Origin of the sequence: Amycolatopsis dendrobii (assembly GCF_014145675.1) — a bacterium.
GTDB lineage: Bacteria > Actinomycetota > Actinomycetes > Mycobacteriales > Pseudonocardiaceae > Amycolatopsis > Amycolatopsis dendrobii.
In genome coordinates, this window is sequence record NZ_JACGZW010000011.1 from 151,826 (window position 1) to 173,418 (window position 21,593).

The 21,593-nt window shown below is 69.6% G+C and carries 18 protein-coding genes; 6 read left to right on the forward strand and 12 right to left on the reverse strand.

Features of this window, described 5'->3' with window-relative positions; genetic code table 11:
• Positions 1 to 6: 6 nt before the first annotated feature.
• Together H4281_RS31220 and H4281_RS31225 are read left to right on the forward strand one after the other, a co-directional pair.
• Positions 7 to 390, forward strand: a complete 384-nt coding sequence (locus H4281_RS31220; RefSeq protein WP_182894480.1) for a DUF1707 SHOCT-like domain-containing protein — start codon at positions 7 to 9, stop codon at positions 388 to 390.
• Positions 375 to 1,655 carry a sensor histidine kinase gene (locus tag H4281_RS31225; protein ID WP_182894481.1) on the forward strand — a complete coding sequence of 427 codons (1,281 nt, stop codon included), beginning with the start codon at positions 375 to 377 and terminating at the stop codon, positions 1,653 to 1,655. Before H4281_RS31220 ends, H4281_RS31225 begins: the two co-directional genes overlap by 16 nt.
• On the opposite strand, the gene H4281_RS31230 is transcribed toward H4281_RS31225, so the two are convergent.
• Complete coding sequence (locus H4281_RS31230; RefSeq protein ID WP_182894482.1) at positions 1,643 to 3,103, reverse strand: class I adenylate-forming enzyme family protein; 1,461 nt, start codon at positions 3,101 to 3,103, stop codon at positions 1,643 to 1,645. The genes H4281_RS31225 and H4281_RS31230 overlap by 13 nt on opposite strands.
• 147 nt (positions 3,104 to 3,250) lie before the next feature.
• Between H4281_RS31230 and H4281_RS31235 the strand changes: the two genes are divergently transcribed.
• On the forward strand, positions 3,251 to 3,784 hold the full coding sequence (locus H4281_RS31235) for a GNAT family N-acetyltransferase (protein ID WP_237598036.1): 534 nt from the start codon (positions 3,251 to 3,253) through the stop codon (positions 3,782 to 3,784).
• Between the two features lie 33 nt (positions 3,785 to 3,817).
• Here the strand turns inward: H4281_RS31235 and H4281_RS31240 are convergent, their stop codons facing one another.
• A complete protein-coding gene (locus tag H4281_RS31240; protein ID WP_237598035.1) occupies positions 3,818 to 5,587 on the reverse strand; it encodes a glycerol-3-phosphate dehydrogenase/oxidase in 1,770 nt (589 codons plus the stop codon).
• A 207-nt stretch (positions 5,588 to 5,794) separates the two neighbouring features.
• On the opposite strand from H4281_RS31240, the gene H4281_RS31245 reads away from it, so the two are divergent.
• Positions 5,795 to 6,544 carry an MIP/aquaporin family protein gene (locus tag H4281_RS31245; protein ID WP_182894669.1) on the forward strand — a complete coding sequence of 250 codons (750 nt, stop codon included), beginning with the start codon at positions 5,795 to 5,797 and terminating at the stop codon, positions 6,542 to 6,544.
• Between the two features lie 22 nt (positions 6,545 to 6,566).
• Positions 6,567 to 8,075: a glycerol kinase GlpK gene (glpK, locus tag H4281_RS31250; RefSeq protein ID WP_182894483.1), complete on the forward strand. Its 1,509-nt coding sequence runs from the start codon at positions 6,567 to 6,569 to the stop codon at positions 8,073 to 8,075.
• A 751-nt stretch (positions 8,076 to 8,826) separates the two neighbouring features.
• Here the strand turns inward: glpK and H4281_RS31255 are convergent.
• The 5 genes from H4281_RS31255 to H4281_RS31275 form a co-directional block, all read right to left on the reverse strand.
• Positions 8,827 to 9,624 (reverse strand): VOC family protein, encoded by a 798-nt coding sequence (locus H4281_RS31255; RefSeq protein WP_182894484.1) that lies wholly within the window; start codon positions 9,622 to 9,624, stop codon positions 8,827 to 8,829.
• An 84-nt stretch (positions 9,625 to 9,708) separates the two neighbouring features.
• Positions 9,709 to 10,302 (reverse strand): class F sortase, encoded by a 594-nt coding sequence (locus H4281_RS31260; RefSeq protein WP_182894485.1) that lies wholly within the window; start codon positions 10,300 to 10,302, stop codon positions 9,709 to 9,711.
• Positions 10,303 to 10,361: 59 nt separating this feature from the next.
• Positions 10,362 to 11,003 (reverse strand): hypothetical protein, encoded by a 642-nt coding sequence (locus H4281_RS31265; RefSeq protein ID WP_182894486.1) that lies wholly within the window; start codon positions 11,001 to 11,003, stop codon positions 10,362 to 10,364.
• Positions 11,004 to 11,198: 195 nt separating this feature from the next.
• Positions 11,199 to 11,651: a hypothetical protein gene (locus H4281_RS31270; protein WP_182894487.1), complete on the reverse strand. Its 453-nt coding sequence runs from the start codon at positions 11,649 to 11,651 to the stop codon at positions 11,199 to 11,201.
• A gap of 78 nt (positions 11,652 to 11,729) precedes the next feature.
• Entirely contained in the window at positions 11,730 to 13,133 is a 1,404-nt protein-coding gene (locus H4281_RS31275) for an NAD(P)H-quinone dehydrogenase (RefSeq protein WP_182894488.1), read from the reverse strand.
• Positions 13,134 to 13,265: 132 nt separating this feature from the next.
• Between H4281_RS31275 and H4281_RS31280 the strand changes: the two genes are divergently transcribed.
• On the forward strand, positions 13,266 to 13,718 hold the full coding sequence (locus H4281_RS31280) for a gamma-glutamylcyclotransferase family protein (protein ID WP_182894489.1): 453 nt from the start codon (positions 13,266 to 13,268) through the stop codon (positions 13,716 to 13,718).
• A gap of 784 nt (positions 13,719 to 14,502) precedes the next feature.
• Here H4281_RS31280 and H4281_RS31285 read toward each other — a convergent pair.
• From H4281_RS31285 to H4281_RS31305, 5 genes are all read right to left on the reverse strand, one after another.
• A complete protein-coding gene (locus H4281_RS31285) occupies positions 14,503 to 15,789 on the reverse strand; it encodes an amidohydrolase (RefSeq protein WP_182894490.1) in 1,287 nt (428 codons plus the stop codon).
• Positions 15,790 to 15,979: 190 nt separating this feature from the next.
• Positions 15,980 to 16,294 (reverse strand): hypothetical protein, encoded by a 315-nt coding sequence (locus H4281_RS31290; protein ID WP_182894491.1) that lies wholly within the window; start codon positions 16,292 to 16,294, stop codon positions 15,980 to 15,982.
• 175 nt (positions 16,295 to 16,469) lie between these two features.
• On the reverse strand, positions 16,470 to 17,462 hold the full coding sequence (gene meaB, locus H4281_RS31295) for a methylmalonyl Co-A mutase-associated GTPase MeaB (RefSeq protein ID WP_037816077.1): 993 nt from the start codon (positions 17,460 to 17,462) through the stop codon (positions 16,470 to 16,472).
• A gap of 3 nt (positions 17,463 to 17,465) precedes the next feature.
• Positions 17,466 to 19,634, reverse strand: a complete 2,169-nt coding sequence (gene scpA / locus H4281_RS31300) for a methylmalonyl-CoA mutase (RefSeq protein WP_182894492.1) — start codon at positions 19,632 to 19,634, stop codon at positions 17,466 to 17,468.
• The gene (locus H4281_RS31305) at positions 19,631 to 21,496 is read right to left on the reverse strand and encodes a methylmalonyl-CoA mutase family protein (RefSeq protein WP_182894493.1); all 1,866 of its coding nucleotides are present in this window, start codon (positions 21,494 to 21,496) and stop codon (positions 19,631 to 19,633) included. The genes scpA and H4281_RS31305 overlap by 4 nt, the downstream gene beginning before the upstream one ends.
• Positions 21,497 to 21,593: the final 97 nt, after the last annotated feature.

Consider the following 21,593-nt stretch of genomic DNA (forward strand, 5'->3'; position numbering starts at 1 on the left):
CGGACCATGGCTGACCTGCGGCTGAGCGACGCCGAACGACAGGACGCGCTCGACGTCCTTTCCGAGCACGTCCGCACCGGACGCCTCGACATCGACGAGTACGGCAGCCGTTCGGCGAAGGTCACGTCAGCCAAGCTGGTCAGCGAACTCGTGCCGCTGTTCGACGACCTGCCCTCGCCGCGGCCGAGCGCGCTGCTGGCCACGGCCCGGCCGGAACCGGTCGTCCCGGCCGCGGGCAACGGCAAGCTGAGCGCGTTCGTGTGGCGGTATTCGGTGCCGCTTTCCATCGCCTTGGCGGTCGTCGTGCTCATCGTGACGCGCGGACGGCTGCTGATCGTGTTCGCGCTGCCGTTGCTGCTGATCCTGTTCAGCGGATGGCGGCGGCGCTGAGCCCGCCGGAACGCGCGTCGCGGCCGAGTCCGATGATGGGGCTGCGGCCGGGTTCGATCGACCCGAAGGCCGAGCGATGGGCGGGCCCGGTGTTCGCCGGGGTCGGGATTCTGGCGCTCGCGGTGTGCACCATCATCGCCGCTGGTCAGCCGCACGGCGATCCCGCGCAATGGCGCACCACACTGCTTCTGGCCGCAGCGAGCGGACTGTGGCTGCTGGTGCTGATCCCGGTCTTCCCGCAGCGCACCCGGAAACCGTGGCTGGCCATCGGATTCTTCGTTGTGTTGCTGGCCGCCGCGACCGTGCTCACGTCAAGGCTGGATCCGTTCACCGCCTTCGCTTCGATCGGCTACCCGATCGCGTTCATCTTGTTCCCCACCCGCTGGAGTATCTTCGCGGCGGCCGCGACGGCGGTGGTTCCGTTGCTGGCCAAGGGAATTTGGCAACCTTCGCCGCCATGGATCACCGCGGTTTCAATCGTCGGGCCGATTCTGTACGTGGCGTGGTTCGTCGGCGCGGAAAACGAGCAACGCCGTCGTACCAATGAAAAACTCGCCCGATCGAACGCGCAGCTGGAAACGGCGCTAACGGAAAACGCGGCATTGCACGCACAACTGCTCACCCAAGCCCGCGAGGCAGGCGTGCTCGACGAGCGACAGCGCATGGCCCGCGAAATTCACGACACTGTCGCCCAGGGATTGACCGGCATCGTCACCCAGTTGCAGGCCGCCGACCGGGCGACCGAAGCCGCGGATCGGCAACGGCATCTCGACCACGTCCACACGCTGGCGAAGGACAGTCTCACCGAGGCGCGCCGAGCGGTTCAAGCGTTGCGCCCGGAGCCGTTGGCGGACTCGCATTTGCCGGAAGCTTTGGCAGGATTAGCGAATCGCGCGTCCGGCACCTCCGGTGCCAAGGTGACCGCCGACGTAGAAGGCGACGCGCGGCCGTTGCTGCCGGAGCTGGAAGTGGCGCTGTACCGGGTGGCTCAGGAAGCCCTGGCCAACGCGGAAAAACACGCGCACGCCAACCGGATCGGCATCACGCTCACCTACACCAGCGACCTGGTCATGCTCGACATCCGGGACGACGGCAGAGGTTTCGCCCCCGGCGACCGCGGCGACGGCACCGGCTTCGGCCTGGAAGCCATGCGTCAGCGGGTGCAACGGGTGGCGGGCTCGCTGACTATCGAATCCGCGCGTGGGGAAGGGACCGCCGTGCACGCGGAGTTCCCGGCGATCCCTTCCCCGGCTCAAGCCAGCTGACCGCCCGCGGCACGCAGCTGCCGTCGCAGCACCTTGCCATTCCCGTTGCGCGGCAACGCTTCCAGCCACGTCACGTCCTGCGGCACCTTGTACCACGACAGATGTTCGCGAGTCAGCGCGACCAGCTCCGCGCCCAAGTCGTCGTCACCCGCACCCGCCGACGCCACCACGTAGGCTCGCAACGTCGTGTCCCCTGCGTCGCGCCGCACCGCGCTGACCGCCGCTTCCCGCACCTTCGGGTGGCTTTCGAGGAGCCGTTCGACCTCGCCGGGAACCACATTCTGCCCGCCGATCACCTCGACGTCGTCCAGCCGTCCGTAGACGTGGATGACACCCTGCTCGTCGATCGACGCGAGGTCGCCGGTCGACCACCAGATGTCGGTCACCTGATCCGGGCCGAGGCTGCCGCGAGCGACACCGCGCGTGGCGAACGGGACCAGAACCTGCAGTTCGCCCTGCACACCGGCCGCCACTTCCTGACCGTCGGCCACAACGCGTGCCGAACGGCCCTCGTAAGCCGGCCCGACCGCGGACGGGTCGAGGTAGTCCGCCGGACGGCCCATCGCGTACCCGCCGGCCTCGGTAGCGCCGTAAAGGTTGACCAACCGGTCCTCGAAGATCGGCATCAGCTTCTCCCGCAGCTGCGCGGAAAGCACCTCGCCGGCGCACATCGCGCCGCGGAGCTTGCCGAGAATCTCGGCATGCCCCGGCTCCAGCAGCAGACGCGCGTAGAAACTCGGCTGCGCGAAAAGCGTCGCGACGTTGTGGCGACGGATCAACTCCAGCGCGGCGGCCGGAGTCGCACGCGGCCGCGAGAGCACCGACGTCTGGCCGGTGCAGATCGTGGCCATCGCCGAGGAGTACAGGCCGCCGGCGAAATACATGCGCGACACCGAGAACGCCACCGTGCCGACGCCGTCCGTGCGAAGCATCGACGGGCCGAAGTTGCTGTGGAGGAAGAAGCACAGCTTGGGAGCGCCGGTGGTGCCGGACGTGAACATCGCGTGCGAGGGATGGTCGCCGCCCGGCGCGAACTCCGTCTCCGGCTCCGCTGCCGCCAGCCGTTCCGCACCGGTGGCCGGAGCGAGCCCGGCGTCGTCGAGCCAGCCCGCCGTTTCCGGGTCCGCGACGATCAGCGCGGGTTCGGCGGTGCGGATGTCGCGGGTCAGATCGTCGTGGCTCATCTGGACATTCACCGGAATCGCGACGATTCCGGCCTGCCACGCGCCGAGCAGGCACCAGACCATTTCGATGCTGTCCGGAAGCGCGAGCAGAACGCGGTCGCCGCGGTGCAGCCCGGCGGCGCGGTAACCGCCCGCGACGCGGGCGGCCCCGGCGTAGACCTCGGCGAACGTCCAGGTCCGGTCGTCGGCGAGGAAGGCGGGAAGGTCGTCCCATCCGTGCAGACGGGCGTGGTCGGCGGCAAACTGGGTCAGATTGTCCGGCATACCGGCAACGCTGCCAGGACGATCATGCCGCCGGGGCGGTCTTTCCGCGGTACTGCCCGAACCGGCAAGGATTTTTCACCCCGCGTCCTCCCCGGTCGTGACGCGGCACGCAGCCGTTTTCCGGTTCCAGGCGGTTAGGCTCGGCTTGTGGAACCCGTGGAAATCAACGCGGGCGCGTACTACCTGCGTCAGCTGCGCGCGGACCGGCATCTCGACGACCGGCCCGCGCTGATGGAGGCGTTCGCGGACCCGCGGCACCGGCGGTACGTGCTGAACTACCGGTTGCGCACCCCCGACGAAGCCACCGAGTACGTGACGCTGCGCGCCGCGCAGTGGGCGTGCGACGAACGCTGCTCGTGGGCGGTCGCGGAACCGGCGACCGGCCGCCTGCTCGGCGAGGTCGGGCTGCGCGATCTGGACCTCGCCTTCGGCACCGCCGAGGCGTCGGTGTGGACGCATCCGGCCGAACGGGGCAAAGGCATCGCGGCAGTAGCGCTTTCGGCCGCGATCCAGTTCGGATTCGCCCGCTTGGGGCTGCACGAAATCGCTTACCGGCACGACGAAAGCAACACCGCGTCCGCGATTGTCGCCGGGCGCGCCGGGTTCAGCCGGGTCGGGCCCGAGGAGCGGCCCTCGCCCAGCGGGGAGACGCTCATCCGCTGGGTGCTCAAGCCCTCGTGAGTGCCGGTTCTTCCCGGCACCCACGAGGAAACCTCAGCTGACCGGCTCGATCAATCCGGCGCGAGCCTCCGGCGCGGCCGCCCGCAACGCGTCCGCCGACTCGTCCGTCGGCTGCAACTGCGAATCCCGCTCCGCCTCGACCCGCGCCCGGTAGACCTCGACCTCGCGCTTGGTCGTTTCCTCCGACCAGCCCAGCACGCCGGCCACCAGCTGGGCGACCTGCTCGGCGCAGTCGACGCCGCGGTGGGCGTACTCGATGGAGATCCGCGTGCGCCGGGCGAGGACGTCCTCCAGGTGCAGCGCACCCTCGTGGCTGGCCGCGTACACGACCTCCACGCCGAGGTAATCCGGCGCCGACTCGATCGGCTTGAGCAATTCCGGCCGGTCCGCCGCGAGCGCCAGCACTTCGTGCACCAGCGAGCCGTAGCGGTCGAGCAGGTGCCGCACGCGGTACGGGTGCAGCCCGTGCTCCGCGGCCAGGTGATCGGCCTGGTTGACCAGCGCGTGGTAGCCGTCCGCGCCGAGCAGCGGGACCTTGTCGGTGATCGACGACGGCGGGCGGCCCGGCAGGTCGACCACCGCGGCGTCGACGGCGTCGGCCGCCATCACCCGGTACGTCGTGTACTTGCCGCCCGCGATCGCGACCAAGCCCGGCGCGACCCGCGCGACCGCGTGCTCGCGCGACAGCTTCGACGTCTCTTCGCTCTCGCCGGCCAGCAGCGGACGCAGGCCCGCGTACACGCCTTCGATGTCGTCGTGCGTCAGCGGCGTCGCGAGCACCGAGTTCACGTGTTCGAGCAGGTAGTCGATGTCGTGCTTGGTGGCCGCCGGATGCGCGAGGTCGAGATTCCAATCGGTGTCGGTGGTGCCGACGATCCAGTGGTTGCGCCACGGGATGACGAACAGCACCGACTTCTCGGTGCGCAGGATCATCCCCGACTCCGACACGATCCGATCGCGCGGAACGACGATGTGCACGCCCTTGCTGGCGCGCACGCGGAACCGGCCGCGGCCGCCGGACAGCCGCTGCAGTTCGTCGGTCCACACGCCGGTGCAGTTGACCACCGCCCCGGCGTGGATCTCGGTCTCGCGGCCGTCCTCGACGTCGCGCACGCGCACGCCGGAAATCCGGTCCGCCTCGCGCAGGAAGCCGACGACCTGGGTGGAGGTCCGGACCACCGCGCCGTAATGCGCGGCGGTGCGCGCGACGGTCATCGTGTGCCGGGCATCGTCTGACTGCGCGTCGTAATACCGGATGCCGCCGATCAGCGCCGACCGTTTGAGCGCGGGGACCATTCGGAGGGCACCCGCGCGGGTGAGATGTTTCTGGCCCGGCACCGAGCGGGCGCCGCCCATCGTGTCGTACATCAGCAGCCCGGCGGCGGTGTACGGACGCTCCCAGATCCGGTGCGTCAGCGGGTACAGGAAGCTCACCGGCTTCACCAGGTGCGGCGCGATCTTCGTCAGCATCAGCTCGCGCTCGTGCAGCGCTTCGCGCACCAAGCCGAACTCAAGCTGTTCGAGATACCGCAGGCCGCCGTGGAAGAGCTTGCTCGACCGGCTCGACGTGCCGGACGCCAGGTCGCGGGCCTCGACGAGAGCCACCCGCAGGCCGCGGGTCGCCGCGTCGAGCGCGGTGCCCGCGCCGACGACGCCGCCGCCGATCACGACCAGGTCGAAGGTCTCGTCGCCGAAGCGCCGCCAGGATTCCTCCCGGCCCGCCGGACCCAGCCGGGCCGGGTCGCTGCCGTTCTGCGGGTTCGTCACCACTCGTTCCTCCTCGTGCTCCACCTTCCCCAGCATCGCACGCTTGCGTGATCGTCTGCTGACCCCGAGGTGACACGTGTGGCGGAACCCATGACGATCATGGTCACATTGGTTCGCCCGGCTTATGGATTGCGCGCGTACGCGGCGGTAACGTGCCGCGAACTGGGGTCGGCTACGGGGCTGTGGCCGGACGTGATCGGCCCTGCACAGACTGTCCAGTGTGGAGGTGCGGGAAGCGTGAGTTTGAGTCCGGGCGCGATCATCGTCTGGGAGCTGCTGGGTACAGCGGTGCTCCTGTTGCTGGGCAACGGCGTGGTCGCCAACGTCGTGCTGCGCAAGAACAACGGCTTCCAAGCCGGAACCCTGTTCATCACTTTCGGGTGGGCTTTCGGCGTGTTCGCCGGCGCCAGCCTCGCCGCGCCGACCGGCGCGCACCTGAACCCGGCGGTCACGCTCGGCCTGGCCATTTCGGGCAAGGTTTCGTGGGCGGACGTGCCGTTCTACCTGATCGGCGAAATGCTCGGCGCGATTCTCGGCGCCGTGCTGTGCTGGCTGACCTACAAACTGCAGTTCGACGACCATCCGAATCCGGAGGAGACGCTGGGCATTTTCTCCACCGCCCCGCAGATCCGGAACAAGGCGTGGAACCTGGTGACCGAGATCATCGGCACCTTCGTGCTGGTCGGCTGGATCCTGCTGACCCCGGCGTTCAAGACGGCCGCGGACGGGACGCCGACCTTCGGCAACACCGCGCTCGGCTACGCCGGGGTGTCGTTCGTCGTGCTGGTGATCGGCATTTCCCTCGGCGGGCCGACCGGCTACGCCATCAACCCGGCCCGCGACCTCGGCCCGCGCATCGCGTACGCGTTCCTGCTGCCGATCAAGGGCAAGCGCGACCCGGACTGGAACTACTCGTGGGTGCCGGTCCTCGGTCCGCTCGTCGGCGCCGCGCTGGCGGCGCTGGTGTACCTGGCCGTGCACAACCTGACCTGATCCAGCTTTCCGGAGGGAATCCATGACTTCGTATGTCGCCGCGATCGACCAGGGCACCACGTCGACGCGTTGCATGATCTTCGACCACTCCGGCCGTGTCGTCGCGGTCGACCAGCGCGAGCACGAGCAGATCTTCCCGAAAGCGGGCTGGGTCGAGCACAACGCCGAGGAGATCTGGGAAAACACCCGCGCGGTCGCGGCGGGCGCGCTCGCCAAGGCCGACCTGCGGCCGACCGACATCGCCGCGGTGGGCATCACCAACCAGCGCGAGACGGCGCTCGTGTGGGACCGCAACACCGGAAAGCCGGTGTACAACGCGATTGTCTGGCAGGACACCCGCACCGACAAGATCGCGGGCGAACTGGGAGCGCTCGGCGGCGGCCAGGAGCGCTACCGCTCGAAGACCGGTCTCCCGCTCGCGACGTACTTCTCCGGCCCGAAAATCAAGTGGATCCTCGACAACGTCGAGGGCGCGCGGGCCAGGGCCGAGGCGGGCGATCTGGTGTTCGGCAACATGGACACCTGGGTGCTGTGGAACATGACCGGCGGCACCGACGGCGGCGTGCACGTGACGGACCCGACGAACGCGTCGCGCACGCTGCTGATGGACCTCGACACCCTGCAGTGGGACGAGGACATCGCGGCGGAGATGGGGATCCCGCTGTCGATGCTGCCGGAGATCCGGTCGTCGTCGGAGGTGTATGGCAAGGTCCGCCCGCGCGGGGCTCTCGCGGAAGTGCCGATCGCGGGCATCCTGGGCGACCAGCAGGCGGCGACGTTCGGCCAGGCGTGCCTTTCGCCGGGCGAGGCCAAGAACACCTACGGCACCGGCAACTTCGTGCTGCTGAACACCGGCACGGAGAAGGTGTTGTCGGAGAACGGCCTGCTCACGACGGTCTGCTACAAGATCGGCTCGAACGACACGGTGTACGCGCTGGAGGGCTCGGTCGCGGTCACCGGTTCGCTGGTGCAGTGGCTGCGCGACAACCTCGGGTTGATTTCGTCGGCGGCCCAGATCGAGGAATTCGCCCGAACGGTCGACGACAACGGCGGCGCGTACTTCGTGCCCGCGTTCTCGGGCCTGTTCGCCCCGTACTGGCGCTCCGACGCCCGAGGCGCGATCGTCGGCCTGACCCGGTTCGTGAACAAGGGCCACATCTCGCGAGCGGTGCTGGAGGCGACGGCGTTCCAGTCGCGAGAGGTGATCGACGCGATGAACGCCGACTCGGGCGTCCCGCTGAAGTCGCTGAAGGTCGACGGCGGGATGGTCGTGAACGAACTGCTGATGCAGTTCCAGGCGGACATCCTCGGCGTGCCGGTGATCCGCCCGGTCGTGAACGAAACGACCGCACTGGGCGCGGCTTACGCGGCCGGGCTGGCGGTGGGGTTCTGGGAGTCGGAGGACGACATCCGGACCAACTGGGCGAAGGACAAGCAGTGGGACCCGTCGATGGACGAGTCGCGGCGGGAGAAGGAATACCGGAACTGGAAGAAGGCGGTGACGAAGACCTTCGACTGGGTGGAGGACTGATCCTTCCGGTCGCCGCTGCCTGACCGGCGGTTCAACGACGGCTTACCGCCTGCCTGAGTGACAGGTCGTGAGGGGAACCTTGAGGGAATCGGATTCCCTCAAGGTTCCGCTCACGTACTTCTGGGCAGCGCTGCCCAGCCCGCCGCCACGTCGGTACGACACCAGCTCAGCTCGGCAGGACTGCGGCAGAGTCGGCTTGCTCCGCTCAGCACCGCATGACCGCCGCACGGCCCCGCTCAGCAACGCGTGGCCACCGCGCCATCACCCAGCACGGCGTGACTGCCGCACGCCCCTGCTCAACACCGCATGGCTGCCACGCGGCTCAGCTCAGCACCGCACAACCACCGCGCGGCCTCGCTTAGCAACGCGCGGCCCCCACCCAGCACCGCTCAGCAACGCATGACCGCCCGCGCCCCCACCCAGCACCGCACGACCACCGCACGGCCCCGCTCAACACCGCGTGGCCACCGCACGGCCCCGCTCAACACCGCGTGGCCACCGCACGGCCCCGCTCAACACCGCGTGGCCACCGCACGGCCCCGCTCAACACCGCGTGGCCACCGCACGGCCCCCGCTCAACACCGCGTGGCCACCGCACGGCCCCCGCTCAACACCGCGTGGCCGCCGCACGGCCCCCGCTCAACACCGCGTGGCTGCCGCGCGGCCCCGCTCAGCACCGATGGCGTGCTCGCCCACCGCCTCGTCTTTCAGCCAGCTCGCCCGAGCCGGTTTCGCGAGGTCCGAATCAACCTCACCCCCACCCGTCCTGAGTTCCGGACTGGGCGTTGGGGGCCATCAGCGAAAAGCCAGCCCCCTGGTCGTCCACCGCGATCACCATCCGGCCGTGCGGCGTGTCCGCCGGCGGGCTCACCACCGTGCCACCCAAGTCCGGGATTCGCGCTGCTGACTCGTCCGCGTCGGCGGTCCAGAAGTACGTCACCCACCCCGGCGATGCCGGGCTGTCCGCGGGCAACTCGCCGAGGCCGCCAACCGGCCTGCCGTCGACGTCCAGCGTCGCGTACGTGAAGCCCGGCCCGGACATGTCCCCGAAGCCGTACCCGAACACATCGCCATAGAACTGCTTGGCCGCGGTGAAATCCCGGGTCATGCATTCGTTCCACGCGGGAGCCCCGGGCGTCAGCGTCGCCTGCGTGCCGGAGTGCCTGCCCGGCTGCCACAGGCCGAACGTCGCTCCGGTCGGGTCGGTCGCGATGGCCATCCGGCCTTCGGTCAGCACGTCCATCGGCGGTGCGATGACCTGTCCGCCCGCTTCGGCGATCGCGGCTACGGTTTTGTCTACATCGGACACTGACAGGTACGTCGTCCACATCGGCGGCATGCCCGCTTGCTCCGGCGGGATCTGCCCGATGCCCGCGACCGGCTTGCCGGCGATCTGCGCCATTCCGTAATAGCCGGTCTCCGTCCCGCCGGATTCGACTGTCCAGCCGAGCAGCGACTCGTAGAACGTGACCGCCTTGTCGCGATCAGGCACCATCAAGTCGCCCCAGCACGGTGTGCCCGCGGGCCACGGTTCTGTCCTGGTGATCATGCGTGCCTCCCAGAATTGTGCCAACCGCCACAGTGTCGCACCGGGGACCGACAAAATCGGGGGCGTCTTGTTCAATGCGCGGGGTCAGCGCCCGCCCTTCACCAGATGGGCGTACACGATGATGTTGTCCACATAGCTGTGCTCGGTCCGGTCGAAGGCGCCGCCGCAGGTGATCAACCGCAACTCCGGATCCGAAGTGTCCCCGTAGACCTCCTCGGTCGGGAAGACGTCCTTGGGCACCTGGTCCACTTTGGTCACCTCGAAGTGCGCGGTGGTGCCGTCGCGGCGGGCGATGTCGACGTCGTCTCCCGGCTTCATTTCCTTGAGCCGGTAGAAGATCCCTTTGTGCTTGTTTCCGTCGACGTGTCCGAGCACGACCGCGGGGCCGACTTCGCCGGGCGTCGGGCCGTTTTCGTACCACCCGGCCTGCAATGGGGTGCTGACCGGCGGGACCTGGACCGAATTGTCGGGGTTGAGGCCGAGCGGCACCAGGCTGGAATGCGCGTCGATGCTCGGGATGTCCAGCGAGACCGGCTCCGATTTCGGCAGGGCTGCCGACGAAACCGACGAAACCGGCGGAACGCTGGAAGCGGGTGCCGCGGTCGTCGAACCGGCCGAGCATCCGGCCAGCAGCGCGACGAGCGCGACGGACGCCGCGGCGAGTGTCGTTCTGATCATCTTTCCCCCCGATCCGCCCAGGCCTGGCCGCGCGAAAGCGGCCAGGCCCAGGAGACTAGTCAGCCACGCTGGCGCCGACGCGCCACCACGAGCCCGGTGCCGCCGAGGGCGAGCACGCCCATCGCGCCGGCCGCGATCGGGAGTCCGAGGTTCGACTGGTCGTCCGCGACCGGACCGTCCGTGCCGCCGGTCTGCGGCGCGCCGGACGGGACCTTGCTGACCTGCTTGGGCGCGGGGGTGGGCGTCGGCTTCGGGGCGGGCTTCGCGCCCAGCACGGTGAACTTCGTGGTGAGGTCGGCACTGCCGCAGGAGAACGAAACCTGGTACGTGCCGGGCTTCACGCCGCTGCGAACGGTCGCGGCGCCCTGCGAGATCGGCGCCTTCGACGGGTCGTTCTGCGGACCGACCGGGTGCAGCTTGCCGAACTGCAGCGCCGCCGAGTTCAGGTTCTGGATCTCCGAGGCCTCGCAGCCGACGCGCACGGTGACGCGGTCCCCGGCGTGGCCGGAGGACGGCAGCACCCGGATGAATGCCTTGGGCACGCCGCCGCTGTCGCCAGGCGGTTCCTCCGGCGAGGAGGACGGCGGAGCGGTGGCGGTGCTCGACGGAGGCGGCGTGGCGGACGTTTCAGCGGCGAAAGCCGGTGCGGCCGAAAGCATTCCGGCGGCGACGAGGGCGGAGAAAACAACGGTACGCTTCATGACACTCCCCTTGATGAAAATGCGATTCCCGCCGCATACAACGGCGGCGAATCCGCGCCCGGCCGACAGTTCCCCCTGCGGCCCGGGCGTTTTCGCTCCGACAACAACAAGACGTCTCCGCCCGCCGCGGGGTTGCCCCGGGAACGAAAAAACCGCCGGAAACAATTTCCGGCGGTTTTTGGCGAGCCTGGATGATTACCCGGCGAGGCTCCCGTCGCCCGCTTTCGCGGCGCCCTGGGGCACCCGGGACACCTGCGCGGCGGGCACGGTGAATGTCGCGTTGTACTGCTTCCCGGCGCACGTGACGGTGAGCGGGTAACTACCGGGTTTGGTGCCAGGCACCAGGTTCGCGTGCGCGCTCATCGTGGCCTTCACCCCGACCATCTCGCCGTAGAAGTACTGAGAGAACTTCAACGCGGGCGAACTGAACGCCGCTGTGCCCGCGTTGGCTCCAGGGCAGTAGGCGAGCGCCAGGTTCGGGCCGGAGCCGCGTTGGTAGACGTTCACCTGGCCGTGCAGCACCGCGGTGTCCTGGTTCAGCTGCACAGTCACTGGATCGGGCGCCGGACCGTCCGCCGCCACCGCCGGGACCGCTGTCCCGGCCAATCCGATCGCCGCCGCCACCGCGAAAATCGCGCTCTTGCGCACCCTCGTTCCTTCCCCGTGCCACCCGTCTTCACCCCGCAAGACGCGGTGTGCGGCACGGGGTTGCCCGGACGCGGAAAATCAGTCCAGATCGTCGTGCCGCATGAGCTGGCGGCCCGCTTCGGTGATCGATCCGGACAGCGACGGGTACACCGAGAACGTCAGCGCGAGGTGGTCCACCGTCAGCTGGTTCTGCACCGCCAGCGCGATCGGCAGGATCAGCTCGCTCGCCGACGGCGCGACCACGACACCGCCGACCACCACGCCGGTGGCGGGACGGCAGAACAGCTTCACGAAACCGCGGCGCAGGCCTTCCATCTTCGCGCGCGCGTTGGTCGCCAGCGGCAGCATGATCGTGCGCGCGGGCACCTCGCCGGAGTCGATCGCCTGCTGGCTGATGCCGACGGTCGCGATTTCCGGGTGGGTGAACACGTTCGCCGCGACGGTCTTGAGCTTGATCGGCGCGACACCCTCGCCCAGCGCGTGCCACATCGCGATGCGGCCCTGCATGCTCGCCACGGACGCGAGCATCAGCACGCCGGTGCAGTCGCCCGCCGCGTACACGCCGGGGACGCTCGTGCGCGACACCCGGTCCACCGCGATGAAGCCGCCGGGGCCGGGCTCGATGCCGACGCGATCGAGGCCGATGTCGGCGGTGTTCGGGATGGATCCGACGGTCATCAGCGCGTGGCTTGCCTCGATCACGCGACCGTCGGCCAGGTGAACTTCGACGCCCTTCTCGGTGCGCTCGACGCGTTCCGCGCGGGCCTGTTTGGCCACCGTGGTGCCGCGCTGGGTGAAGACTTCTTCGAGCACCGCGGCGGCGTCGGCGTCCTCGTGCGGCAGCACGCGGTCGCGGCTGGACACGACGGTGACCTTCACGCCCATCTCGGTGTACGCGGACGCGAACTCGGCGCCGGTGACGCCGGAACCGATCACCGCGAGGTGTTCGGGCAGCTCAGTGAGGTCGTACAGCTGCCGCCAGTCCAGGATCCGCTCGCCGTCCGGCACCGCGCCGGGCAGCACGCGCGGGGTGGCCCCGGTGGCGATCAGCACGACGTCCGCGGACAGTGATTCGACCGTGCCGTCGGCGTGTGTGACTTCAACCGTGTGGGTGGCGAGACCGGGCTCGTCGTCGGCGAAGCGGGCCTGGGCGGTGATCACGCGAACACCTTCACGCTGCACGCGGGCGCGGATGTCGGCCGACTGCGCGAGCGCCAGGCCCTTCACCCGGCCGTGCACGGTCGGCAGGTCGACGGTGGTGTCCGCGAGGTCGGTGTTGATGCCGAGTTCGCCGAGGTCGTGCATCTTCGCGAGCGCGCCGGACGACGCGATGAACGTCTTCGAGGGCACGCAGTCGTAGAGGACACAGGCGCCGCCCAGGCCGTCCCGCTCGACGATCGTCACGTCGGCGCCGTGCTGCGCCGCGACCAAGGCGGCTTCGTAGCCCGCCGGGCCGCCACCCATGATCACGATCCTGGTCACCTGGGTCCTCCTATGTCACGCGTGCTTGGCGGTGGCCCTGACCCTACGCGGCGAACCTGACCGGCAAGCGAAGTGCCCGGACACGGCATGTGCATCCGGTCGCGGCGAACAGAGGTCGCTAGGCTGTGCCGCGTGCCGTTGTATGCCGCTTACGGATCCAACATGGAGCCCGCCCAGATGCTGGAGCGCGCCCCGCACTCGCCCATGGCGGGCACCGGCTGGCTGGAAGGCTGGCGGCTGACCTTCGGCGGCGAGGACATCGGGTGGGAAGGCGCGCTGGCCACCATCGTCGAGGACCCGTCGTCGCGGGTGTTCGTCGTGTTGTACGACGTGACCGGGCTCGACGAGGACCGGCTCGACCGCTGGGAAGGCGGCGAGCTGGGAATGCACACGAAGATCCGGCTGCGGGTCCAGACGATGGACGGCTCGGTGCTGGCCTGGCTGTACGTGCTGGACGCCTACGAGGGCGGACTGCCCTCGGCGCGCTATCTCGGGGTGCTGGCGGACGCCGCGGAGGCGGCCGGGGCCCCGGCGGATTACGTCGACGATCTGCGCACCCGGCCGTGCACCGGGATCAGCGGCTGACGCTTTCTCCTTGACGGTCCGCGAGGGGAACTCTCACGGACTCTGCGTCTCCATGCCAGGAACTTAAGGCGAGGCTGCGGGCGCGGTTGAGGCGTGGTTGCCCAGACCGCAGGAGCTGGCGGGACCGCGGTGGCTCGGCGAAGAGGCCAGCGTCCCCATGCAGGTTTCTCAGTAGCCGCGGCGGGCTGCATGGTCCCGGTGAAGTACGTGACGGGAACCCTGAGTCCGCGAGGGTGCCCCCTCACGGACGTTCAGCCGTTCGAGAGGCGAACCACCCCGGCGGCCTCGACCTCGCGGCGGGCGGCCCGGAACGCTCGTTTCCGGAGTCATCCACACCCGCCGTAGCAGAGGGCCGGAAGTTGTCCCCAACGGCACCGCCCTGTGGATAACTCCGTGCGACGAGGTGCTCCACAAGCTTGTCGGACAGCTGCCCAATACCACACGGCAGAGGCTCACCCACACGGGCATCCAACACCTCAGAGCGCAGGAAAAATAGCAGCGCGTCACCAAAAATGACGGCAGAAATCAGGTCAGCGGATCGCTGCGGTCAGCCTCGGATTCCGCCAAAGCCGTTGCCGCACAACACGAAATCCGTCACCGACAGCCACCGGCCCACCGCCGCACTCGGGCAGCACAAAAGTCCGAAATGACTCTCGGTAAACGGGTCGCGGCAGGGTACCCTACGGTCTAGACCACGCCGGGTAATCCCCCGCTGACACCCCCGCACGAGGGGTACCTCTCACCCGCCTGAGTTATCCACATCGGCGCGGCGCCTGTGGATAACTCAGGCCAGTGAGGCCAGTGCGGTGTGCACCAAAGTGCGCACTCCGACGAGCAGCGCGCGCTCGTCGAGAACGAACGTCGGGCGGTGGATGTCGGCCTGCGGAGCGGGCGGACCGGACCACACGCCGAGCCGGGCGAAGGCCCCGCCGACGTGCTCCAGGTACCAGCCGAAGTCCTCGCCGCCGGACGACTGTTCCGTCCCGGCGAGCCCTGTTTCGCCGACCGCCGCCTCGACCCCGGCGCGCATCAGCGCGGTCGACTCAGCGTCGGACACGACGGGCGGCACGCCGCGCCGGTAGTCGAGCGAGAAGCCGACCCCGGTCGGGGCCAGCAGGGATTCCACCGAAGACGCGACGAGCGGCTCCAGCGACTTCCACACCTCGTGGTCGGCCGTCCGCAGCGTGCCGCGCAGGACGCCGTCCTGCGGGACCGCGTTCGCGGCCTGTCCGGCGTGCACCGCGCCCCACACCAGCACCGTGCCGGAGCGCGGGTCGACGCGCCGGGACAGCACCGACGGCAGCGACGTGATGACCGTGCCCAGCGCGTACACCAGATCAGCGGTGAGATGCGGCCGCGACGTGTGTCCGCCGGGCGAGGTCAGGCGCAGTTCGATCAGGTCGGCGGCGGACGTCAGCGCGCCGACCCGGGTGCCGACCTTGCCCGCTTCGAGCCGAGGGTCGCAGTGCAGGCCGTAGATCCGTTCGACGCCCTCCAGCGCTCCCGCGGCGATCATGTCCAGCGCGCCGCCGGGCATGACCTCCTCCGCGGGCTGGAAGATCAGCCGCACGCGGCCGGGCAGCTCGGGCGCTCCGGCGAGGGCGCGGCCGGCGCCGAGCAGGATCGCGGTGTGCGCGTCGTGGCCGCACATGTGCGCCGCGCCCTCGGTGGTGGAGGAGTACGGCAGGCCGGTGTCCTCGGTCAGCGGCAGCGCGTCGATGTCCGCGCGCAGCGCGACGCAGCGCTCGCCCTTGCCGATGTCGCACACCACGCCGGTGCCGCCGGGCAGCACCCACGGCTTGAGCCCGACCCGGCGCAGCAGCGAGACGATCAGCTCGGTCGTCGCGAACTCGTTGCGCGACAGCTCGGGGTGGGCGTGGATGTGCCGCCGCCACGCGAGCACGTCGGTCGCGTTCGCGCGCAGCCAGTCGTCCAGCCAGAACGGGCCGCGGCCCGCGCCAAGGTCTTCCACCGGAGCCATGCTGACGCCGGCTTCGGTCAGCAGCGCGCCGGGCGCCGCGATCGGGTTGTGGTCACCTGGAACGTCCGGCCGTGAGTCCAGCACCGTCACGCCGCACCTCCTCCCGCAACACGAGCGCAGGGGAACACGCAACGTGCCGATCGATCTGTCTTACGCATTGCAGTCGATCGTGCACCATGCAGGTGGCAAGCGGCGGCGCGCTGCCGTTCGACCAAGACGGCCGGTAGCGGATCTGCGGCGAACGGCTGACGAAGTTCGGCGTGGGTGAACGCCGGAAAGCTCAGCCGCCTTGGGCCTTGCGGCGCTTGATGCGGTGGCGGCGGCCGAAGAACACGATGGCGAGCAGCACCACCGCGGCCCCGCCCGCGATGAGGTTCTTCTTCGTCTTGTCGGCGTTGGCCTTGTCGGTCTGGGACGGGTCCAGCACCGGTCCCGGCGGGGCTTGGCGGAGCGCGTTCACCTGCGTGATCGCCGTCTCGGCCGCCACGGAGACCGAGGCCGGAGCCGGGGTCGCCGCGGACGCCGCGACCGGCAGCACTCCGGTGAGCAGCACGCCGAGCAGACCGGCCAGCAGCAGTCCCCGCACCTTCGCCATGACTTCCCTTCTACGCCGTCACCGTGCATTGTGCCCGTCGAAGCGCGGGCGCGTCAGCCGCCACGCGGTGGAGGCGCGTCCGCTCGCCCCGTGCTGACGACCGTCGAGCGCAATAAGCCCCTGAGACGGTCAAAAGACACTTGTGCGGACAGCGCTTTTTCTTCTTGGACAACGTTCAAGAAGAGGGTTCGGCGAACGCCGCCAAGATCCGCTGCGCGGCCAGCGTGGCGGTGAGTTCTCCGTCGCGCACCGCTCGTTCCACGTCGGCTACCTGCGCGCGGACGGCCGGATGCGCGGTGAGCCGGTCGAGCAGCTGTTCGCGGACCATCGACCACGTCCAGTCGACCTGCTGGCGTTTGCGCCGCTCGCCAAGATCACCCGATTCGGTGAGCACCTCGCGGTGCTTGCCGATCGCCGCCCACACTTCGTCGAGGCCGCTGCCTTCGAGCCCGCTGCACGTGAGCACCGGCGGCGTCCACAACGCGTCCTTGCCGTAGATCATCCGCAGCGCGCCCTGCAGTTCGCGCGCGGCGCGCTTGGCGTCGCGTTCGTGCGGGCCGTCTGCCTTGTTCACGGCGATGACGTCGGCGAGTTCCAGTACGCCCTTCTTGATGCCCTGCAACTGGTCGCCGGTGCGCGCCAGCGTCAGGAAGAGAAAGCAGTCGACCATGTTCGCCACGGTCACCTCGGACTGCCCGACCCCGACCGTCTCCACGAGCACGACGTCGAAGCCGGCCGCCTCCATCAGCACGATCGTCTCGCGGGTGGCGCGGGCGACGCCGCCGAGCGTGCCGGACGTCGGCGACGGCCGGATGAACGCCTTCGGATCGACCGCCAGCCGCGCCATCCGGGTCTTGTCGCCGAGGATCGAGCCGCCGGTGCGGGTCGAGGACGGGTCGACGGCCAGCACCGCGACCCGGTGCCCGGCGGTGGTGAGGTCAGTGCCGAGCTGGTCGATAAATGTCGACTTGCCGACTCCGGGTACGCCGGTGATGCCGACGCGTTTCGCGCCGCCCGCGTGCGGGAGCAGCTCGACGAGCAGCTCCTGCGCTTGCCGCCGGTGGTCCTCCCGGTGCGATTCGACCAGCGTGATGGCCTTGGACAGGGTCCCCCGGTCGCCCGCGAGCACGCCCTTGGCGTATTCGCCGACGTCGATCCGCCGCGGCAAGGTTCAGGACTCCTGCGCGGCCAGCTGCTGGAGCAGGTCGATCGCCGCGTCCGCGAGCACCGTGCCCGGGCCGAAGATCGCCGCCGCTCCCGCTTCGCGCAGCTCGGGGTAGTCCTGCGGCGGGATCACGCCGCCGACCACGACCATGATGTCCTCGCGGCCCAGTTCGGCCAGCTCGTGGCGCAGCGCGGGCACCAGCGAGAGGTGCCCGGCGGCCAGCGAGGACACGCCGATCACGTGCACGTCGGCCTCGGACGCCTGGCGGGCGACCTCGGCCGGGGTGGAGAACAGCGGGCCGACGTCGACGTCGAAGCCGAGGTCGGCGAAGCCGGTGGCGATCACCTTCTGGCCGCGGTCGTGGCCGTCCTGGCCCATTTTCGCGACGAGGATGCGCGGGCGGCGGCCTTCCTCTTCAGCGAATTTGTCGACCAGCTCGCGGGCCTTCTCGACGTTGTCCGACTTCCCCACCTCTTCCCGGTACACGCCGGAGATCGTGCGGATCTGGCCGGAGTGGCGGCCCCAGTTCTTCTCCAAGGCGTCGGAGATCTCGCCGACGGTCGCCTTCGCGCGCGCGGCGTTGATGGCCAACTCAAGCAGGTTGCCGTTGTTCTGCGCACCTTCGGTGAGACGGCGCAGCGCGTCCTCGGTGGCCTGCGGGTCGCGTTCTTCGCGCAGCCGACGCAGCTTCTCGAGCTGCTGTGCGCGTACGCCCGCGTTGTCGACCTTCAGCACATCGATCTGCTCGTCGTCAGTGACCTGGTACTTGTTCACGCCGATGACCGGCTGTCGTCCCGAGTCGATGCGCGCCTGCGTACGCGCGGCCGCCTCTTCGATGCGCAGCTTCGGGATGCCTTCGTCGATCGCGCGCGCCATGCCGCCTGCGCCCTCGACCTCGGTGATGTGGCCCCACGCCTTGCGCGCGAGGTCGTAGGTGAGCTTCTCGACGAACGCGCTGCCGCCCCACGGGTCGATGACGCGTGTGGTGCCGGATTCCTGCTGCAGCAACAGCTGTGTGTTGCGCGCGATCCTCGCGGAGAAGTCGGTGGGCAGCGCGAGCGCTTCGTCGAGAGCGTTGGTGTGCAACGACTGCGTGTGCCCCTGGGTGGCAGCCATCGCTTCGACGCACGTACGCGTGACGTTGTTGAAGACGTCCTGCGCGGTGAGCGACCAGCCTGACGTCTGAGAGTGCGTACGCAGCGACAGCGACTTCTGCGACTTCGGATCGAACTGCTTCACCAGCTTCGCCCACAGAAGGCGTGCGGCGCGCAGCTTCGCGACCTCCATGAAGAAGTTCATGCCGATGGCCCAGAAGAACGACAGCCGCGGCGCGAACTTGTCGACGTCCAGCCCGGCTTCGACGCCCGCGCGGATGTACTCGACGCCGTCCGCGAGCGTGTACGCCAGCTCCAGATCAGCGGTCGCTCCGGCCTCCTGCATGTGGTACCCGGAGATGGAGATCGAGTTGTACTTCGGCATGTGCTGCGAGGTGTAGCCGAAGATGTCGGAGATGATCCGCATCGAGGGCTGCGGCGGGTAGATGTAGGTGTTGCGGACCATGAACTCCTTGAGGATGTCGTTCTGGATGGTCCCCGCGAGCTGCTCCGGCTTCACCCCCTGCTCCTCGGCCGCGACCACATACAGCGCGAGCACCGGCAGCACCGCGCCGTTCATCGTCATCGAGACGGACATCTTGTCCAGCGGGATGCCGTCGAACAGCTGGCGCATGTCGTAGATCGAGTCGATCGCCACGCCCGCCATGCCGACGTCGCCGGACACGCGCGGGTGGTCGGAGTCGTAGCCGCGGTGGGTCGCGAGGTCGAACGCGACCGACAGGCCCTTCTGCCCGGCCGCGAGGTTGCGGCGGTAGAAGGCGTTGGACTCCTGCGCGGTGGAGAACCCGGCGTACTGGCGGATCGTCCACGGCTGGTTGACGTACATCGTCGGGTACGGCCCGCGCAGGTACGGAGCGATGCCCGGGTACGTGCCGAGAAAGTCCACATCGGACAGATCGGCGGCGGTGTAGACCGGCTTCACGCCGATGCCCTCTGGCGTTTCCCAGGCGAGCGCGTCCGGGCCCTTGCCGGTGGCGTCCTGCACGGCCTGTGCCCACGCGGCGCGGTCGCCCGGTTCCGGCGTGCCGAGCGGGATGCCGGCGAAATTCGGGATGCTCATGCGGAGACTCCCAGTTGTGCGTGGAGGCTGGTCAGGATTTCGAGCGCGTCGCACCCGGCGTAGAGATTGCCGCTGATTCCGTCGTAGGTTCCCTTGCCCGCCAGCAGCACGCTGTCCGCGCCGAGGGACGCCGCGACGGACGCGGCCTGTTCCTCGTACGCCGCGTCGGTGCCGCAGACGCAAGCGATCTTCGCGCCGCTCTCGCGGAACGCGCCGGGCAGGTCGTCGGTCGCGCCGGGGTTCACTGCCTCGATGCCGCCCGCCTGCAGCAGGTTCGTCGCGAAGGACGCGCGGGCGGTGTGCGCGGCGACCGGACCCAGCGTCGCCAGGAAAACCTTCGGCCGCTCGCCGTGTTCAGCGAGGCAGGCGTCGGACGCGTCGCGCAGCTTCTCGTACTCCTCGGCGTACCGGTGCCGCGGCAGCCCTCCGTCCATAGTGGACGGAACCGGGTCGCGGGTGACCGGCTTTTCTTCCAGGTTCGGGAACTCGCTGACGCCGGTGAGCGGGTCGCGCCGGGTGGCGAGGCGGCTCGCGCGTTTCTCCCAGGTCTCGGCCAGCCGTCCGGCCAAAGCGCCGGAGGCCAGTTCGGCTTCGATGCCGCCCGCCGCTTCGATCGCGGTGAACTCGCGCCACGCGGCTTCGGCGAGTTCGTCGGTGAGCTTCTCGACGTACCAGGAGCCGCCCGCCGGGTCGATCACGCTGCCCAGCTTCGACTCTTCGATGAGGATCGCGTTGGTGTTGCGGGCGATCCGCGAGGAAAACGCGTCCGGCAGGCCGATCGCCGCGTCGAACGGCAGCACGGTGACCGCGTCCGCGCCGCCGACACCGGCCGCGAAACAGGCGACGGTGGTGCGCAGCATGTTCACCCACGGGTCGCGCTGGGTGAACATCGACGGCGACGTGACCGCGTGCTGATGCATCCCACGTGCTTCCGCGGCCGCACCGGAAACTTCGAGGACCCGGTCCCACAGCCGGCGCGCGGCGCGGAACTTGGCGATGGTGAGGAACTGGTCCGCAGTCGCGGCGAGCCGGAACTCGATCTGCGCCGCCGCCGCGGCGACGTCCAGGCCCGCCTCGGTGAGCGCGCGCAGATAAGCGACGCCGGCCGCGATCGTCGCGCCGAGTTCCTGCGCGTCGGAGCCGCCTGCCTCGTGAAAGGGCAGTCCGTCGGCGACGATCGTGCGGACCTTGGGGTACTTGCGGGCAACCTTCGCGGCCAATTCGGCGGCCGGGCCGAGCGGCAGCGCCTGCCCGGTGCGCGCCGTGGTGCCGAGCGGATCCGCACCCAGCGTGCCGACGGCTTCGCTGGCCGGGACCTCGCGCTCGGCGAAGAGGTCGAGAAGTGCCTGAGCAGCGGTTTCGTACTCCGCACCGGCGTCGAGGACCACCGGCGCGAGGCCGACGTACACCTCGTTCAGCGCGTCCGCGAGCGCGGAAATCGGGAGCGAACCCTCGCCGAGCCGCAGCCAGACCGAGGACGCGCCGCCTTCGAGGTCGGCGAGGATCGCCGCGTTGGCCGCGCGGACGTCTTCCCGCTGGTGACGGACCCGGATGTCCCATCCGGTGTCGACGACGCCCTCCGGCCGAGCGCCGCGCACGAACGGCGGCAGCCCCGGGAAGCCGAGGTCGCCGCCCGCGTCGTCAGACGTGTACAGCGGCTGGATTTCGATGCCGTCGTAGGTGCGGGAGACGAGCTTGCTCTCCGGCGCACCCGCGAAATCCTCGGGAAGCCTGCCGCTCTTGCGCAGCACTCCCGCCACCAGCTCCTGCCACTGGGCGCGGTCCGCGGTCGGGAACTCCGCCGCGAGCGCGAGCCCGGGCTCGGAAGTCGGCGCCGACTCCGGACCAGCCACGTTCGTCATACCCAGTGATGGTAGAGGCAGGCCACCAGCCGCACCTGTGACTCTGCTCGCCCCCCGTACGGGTGAACTCAGGGGTAGCGGTGCTGAGTCGAAGAGT

Bases quoted from the DNA above. Each gene is read 5' to 3' on its own strand.
- scpA (WP_182894492.1), bottom strand. From the start codon at position 19,634: ATGAGCATCCCGAATTTCGCCGGCATCCCGCTCGGCACGCCGGAACCG.
- H4281_RS31230 (WP_182894482.1), bottom strand. From the start codon at position 3,103: ATGCCGGACAATCTGACCCAGTTTGCCGCCGACCACGCCCGTCTGCAC.
- glpK (WP_182894483.1), top strand. From the start codon at position 6,567: ATGACTTCGTATGTCGCCGCGATCGACCAGGGCACCACGTCGACGCGT.
- H4281_RS31240 (WP_237598035.1), bottom strand. From the start codon at position 5,587: ATGCTGGGGAAGGTGGAGCACGAGGAGGAACGAGTGGTGACGAACCCG.
- H4281_RS31220 (WP_182894480.1), top strand. From the start codon at position 7: ATGGCTGACCTGCGGCTGAGCGACGCCGAACGACAGGACGCGCTCGAC.
- H4281_RS31225 (WP_182894481.1), top strand. From the start codon at position 375: ATGGCGGCGGCGCTGAGCCCGCCGGAACGCGCGTCGCGGCCGAGTCCG.
- H4281_RS31290 (WP_182894491.1), bottom strand. From the start codon at position 16,294: ATGGCGAAGGTGCGGGGACTGCTGCTGGCCGGTCTGCTCGGCGTGCTG.
- H4281_RS31260 (WP_182894485.1), bottom strand. From the start codon at position 10,302: ATGATCAGAACGACACTCGCCGCGGCGTCCGTCGCGCTCGTCGCGCTG.
- H4281_RS31305 (WP_182894493.1), bottom strand. From the start codon at position 21,496: ATGACGAACGTGGCTGGTCCGGAGTCGGCGCCGACTTCCGAGCCCGGG.
- H4281_RS31255 (WP_182894484.1), bottom strand. From the start codon at position 9,624: ATGATCACCAGGACAGAACCGTGGCCCGCGGGCACACCGTGCTGGGGC.
- H4281_RS31265 (WP_182894486.1), bottom strand. From the start codon at position 11,003: ATGAAGCGTACCGTTGTTTTCTCCGCCCTCGTCGCCGCCGGAATGCTT.